The sequence below is a fragment of the Nitrosophilus sp. genome (genome assembly GCF_982775275.1).
The window spans coordinates 1-3,846 of the sequence record NZ_CEXZHP010000147.1; the positions used below are offsets into that span (position 1 = coordinate 1).

A 3,846-nucleotide genomic window follows, 5' to 3' on the forward strand; every position below is an offset into this window, starting at 1 on the left:
GAGACTTTGATAGAAAGACACGTTTTTGACGTTTTAAAATATAAGCTAACATCAAAAGGATATAGTTATAAAAAGCTTTACTGGCTAACAGGATCTATAGCTTTTTGGCTCTCTCCGGTAGCAGATAACCTAACTACGGCACTTATTTTATCTACCGTTTTGTTCACCATAGATAAAACAAACAACAAATTTTTAGTTCCGGGAGCGATAAACATAGTTGTCGCGGCAAACGCCGGCGGCGCTTGGAGTCCTTTTGGAGATATTACTACTTTGATGGCTTGGACCGCCGGTAAAGGCGAATTTGTCGATTTTCTATTTTTGTTTGTCCCTTCGATTGGTGGATGGCTTTTAACGGCATGGCTGCTAAGTAGAGTCGTGCCAGATGGCGAGCCTCATTTTGACGCAAGTTTACCAAAAGCGGAGTTAAAGCCCGGAGCGAAAGTTGTGATATGGCTTGGGGTATTTACCATTTTTGTAGCGGTAATGGGACATCAGTTTTTCCATTTTCCAGCCATGTGGGGTATGATGTTTGGTTTGGCTCTTCTTAAAATGTATTCATATTTTCATAAAAGAAAAAATCAAAACCATTTTGACGTTTTTGTAAATATGAAAAAGGTTGAAAACGATACATTAATGTTTTTCTTTGGTATACTTTCAGCCGTTGGAGCTTTACACTTTTTAGGATATCTTGAGTATATAGTTAAGCTATACGATATTATCGGTCCTACCGCCGGAAATATAGGCGTTGGTCTAATTTCTGCCATTGTTGATAACGTGCCTGTGATGAGCGCTATTTTAAAAGCCGATCCAAAAATGGGTATAGATCAGTGGTTACTTGTTACTTTAACCGCTGGTATCGGAGGTAGTTTGATTAGTTTTGGAAGTGCCGCGGGTGTTGGGGTTATGGGAAGATTAAGAGGTATATATACCTTTGGAGCCCATATGAAACATGCGTGGACCGTAATGGCTGGATATATATTTTCTTTAGTTTTATGGTATATTCAGTTTGAGATTTTTGGACTTTATTAAGGAGATAAAAATAATGCAAAACGTGCCTATAGTTATTTTAGATTTTGGTTCTCAATATACTCAACTAATCGCAAGAAGACTTAGAGAAGAGAGGGTTTATTGTGAAATATATCCTTATTTTACCGATATTGAAGAGATAAAAAAGAAAAATCCAAAAGGGATTATTTTTAGTGGTGGGCCTGCCAGCGTATACGAAAAAGATGCTCCAAGAGTAGATAAGAGAGTTTATGATCTTGGTTTGCCGATTTTAGGGATCTGTTACGGTATGCAGCTAATAACCGTAGATTTTAACGGAGACGTTGTAAGAGCAGATCACCACGAGTATGGAAAAGCAAGACTTATATTTGATGAAGTTCACGGAAGTTTTTCGCCTCTTTTTAAAGACACTACAGACGGTCAGATAGTTTGGATGAGTCACGGGGACAAAGTTGAGAGACTTCCTTACGGTTTTGTTAGAATAGCTCACACAAACAACTCCTCATATGCGGCTATAGCAAACGAGGAAAAAAAGATTTTTGCCCTTCAGTTTCATCCAGAAGTTTCCCATTCGGTTGAGGGAAGCAAAATTTTAAGAAATTTTGCAAGAGAGATCTGTAAGATTGAAGATAGATGGGATATGGGCCATTTTGCGAAAGAGCAGATTCAAAAAATAAAAAAAATAGTAGGAGAGGATAAAGTTTTATGCGCTTTAAGCGGCGGGGTAGATAGCTCTGTAGTAACGGCACTTTTGTATGAAGCTATAGGTGATCAGCTAATACCGGTTTTTGTTGATAACGGGCTTTTGAGAGCCGGCGAGAGGGAAAAAGTTGAACATGTTTTTAAAAATATGTTAAAAGTTCCGCTAATCGTTGTAGATGCTTCAGAAAAATTTTTAAACGCTTTAAAGGGTGTTACAGATCCAGAAGAGAAAAGAAAAATTATAGGTCATACTTTTATCGAGGTTTTTGAAGAGGAAGCTAAAAAATATAAAGACGTAAAATATTTGGCTCAAGGTACCCTTTATCCGGACGTCATCGAATCTGTATCGGTAAAAGGTCCAAGCGAGACGATAAAATCCCATCATAATGTTGGAGGACTTCCAGATTGGATGAAATTTGAGCTAATTGAGCCTTTAAGGGAGCTTTTTAAAGATGAAGTTAGAAAGCTTGGATTAGAGCTTGGACTTCCAAAAGAGATGGTTATAAGACATCCATTCCCAGGACCTGGACTAGCAATTAGGATAATGGGAGAGGTTAATAAAGAGAGTTTAGATCTTTTAAGAAAAGCCGATACTATACTTTTGGACGAAATAAAAGCCGCCGGATATTATGAGAAGCTTTGGCAAGCATTTGCAGTGCTTTTGAACGTAAAAAGTGTCGGAGTAATGGGAGATAAGAGAACTTACGAAAATACAGTGGCAATAAGATGCGTTGAAAGTAGTGACGGTATGACTGCAACTTTTGCACATCTTCCACACGATCTTTTGGAAAATATAAGCAATAGAGTTATAAATGAAGTAGAGGGAATAAACAGGGTGGTTTTTGATATTACATCAAAACCCCCGGGAACTATAGAGTGGGAGTAAAAGAAGTTGGCGCACCTTTTTTGCCTTGCTTAAAGGGGCTTTATTGAAAAATATATATATTCTCTCTGACGCAAAAGTAAAAGGAGCGAAAAATCTCCCTGTTATAAAACAGATCTTTTTTAAAAAAGATATAGATTTCTCAAAATATGATTATATTATTTTTACTTCAAAAAAGGGTGTAGAAGCAGCAGACAAGATATCTTTCAAATGGAGATATATTCCTGCATTGGCCATAGGAAAAGCCACTGCAAAAAAGATAGAGTCTCTTGGCGCAAAAGTAGAGTTTACGGCGACAAAATTTTATGGCGATGAGTTTGCAAAAGAGTTATCTGGTATTTTAGATAAAAAATCAAAACTTTTATATATAAGGCCAAAAGTTGTTTTGTCAAATTTAACCCAAATATTAAAAGAAAATGGGTTTTTGATTGATGAAGTTGTTTTATATGAAACCATATGTCAAGAGTGCTCTAAATTGGAAAAACCTAAGAAAAACTCATATATAATATTTTCTTCTCCATCAACTATCAAATGTTTTTTTAGATGTTTTAGTTGGGATGATAGCTACAAAGCCGTAGCCATAGGCAAGAAAACCGCCTCTTTTATACCAAAAAATATAAATTATATTTTATCACCTAAACAGACTCTAAAGGAGTGTGTGGAGTATATTTTGGGGTTGGGTTAAAATAGTTAAAATGGTTAAGTGGTTGGGTAGTTAGGTGAAGGAAGAAGGGGGTAAGGAGATAAGGTGGTAAGGAGGTAAGGGGTCAAGATGGTAAGGGTGGATTCGATTCCAAATTCCCAATTCCCTTTTACCAATGTCCAATGTCTAATGTCTAACTTGGTTAAAATAGTTAAAATGGTTGAGTGGTTTAACTCTAAATACATTAGTAAAAAATCTACTTTAATACAATTTTAGTAAAAAAAGTGTATAATATTTATAAACCTGAGCGGTGCGCTACCCGCGATATGGGGGTCCGACACATAGATATAGAGGGAGGTCGGTAGACCTTGGTGTGTGTCGGTGGCTTCGCTTGAGCCATTTTATGGTGAGAAGTTGCTGCCTAATCCAAGGCTCGCTCCCTCCTGTTTTGGTCTTTGGGACCATTGCATAGCGTGAACGCCCGCTCGGGTTTTTTTATTGTTGGTTAAAAAAGTTAAAATGGTTGAGTAGTTAAGTAGTTAGGTGAAGGGAGAAGGTTGAAGGAAGAAGGGGGTAAGGAGATAAGGTGGTAAGGAGGTAAGGGGTCAAGATG

General features: G+C 37.3%; 3 protein-coding genes. All 3 read left to right on the forward strand.

All coding sequences use genetic code 11. The annotated features are described in order from the left end of the window. Positions 1 to 1,029, forward strand: a 1,029-nt coding sequence (gene nhaD, locus AC30RD_RS07120; RefSeq protein ID WP_489493723.1) for a sodium:proton antiporter NhaD, incomplete at its 5' end; no start/stop codon positions are given. A 13-nt stretch (positions 1,030 to 1,042) separates the two neighbouring features. Further along, positions 1,043 to 2,593, forward strand: a complete 1,551-nt coding sequence (guaA, locus tag AC30RD_RS07125) for a glutamine-hydrolyzing GMP synthase (protein WP_489493724.1) — start codon at positions 1,043 to 1,045, stop codon at positions 2,591 to 2,593. A 43-nt stretch (positions 2,594 to 2,636) separates the two neighbouring features. After that, positions 2,637 to 3,275 carry a uroporphyrinogen-III synthase gene (locus tag AC30RD_RS07130; protein ID WP_489493726.1) on the forward strand — a complete coding sequence of 213 codons (639 nt, stop codon included), beginning with the start codon at positions 2,637 to 2,639 and terminating at the stop codon, positions 3,273 to 3,275. Positions 3,276 to 3,846 lie beyond the last annotated feature (571 nt).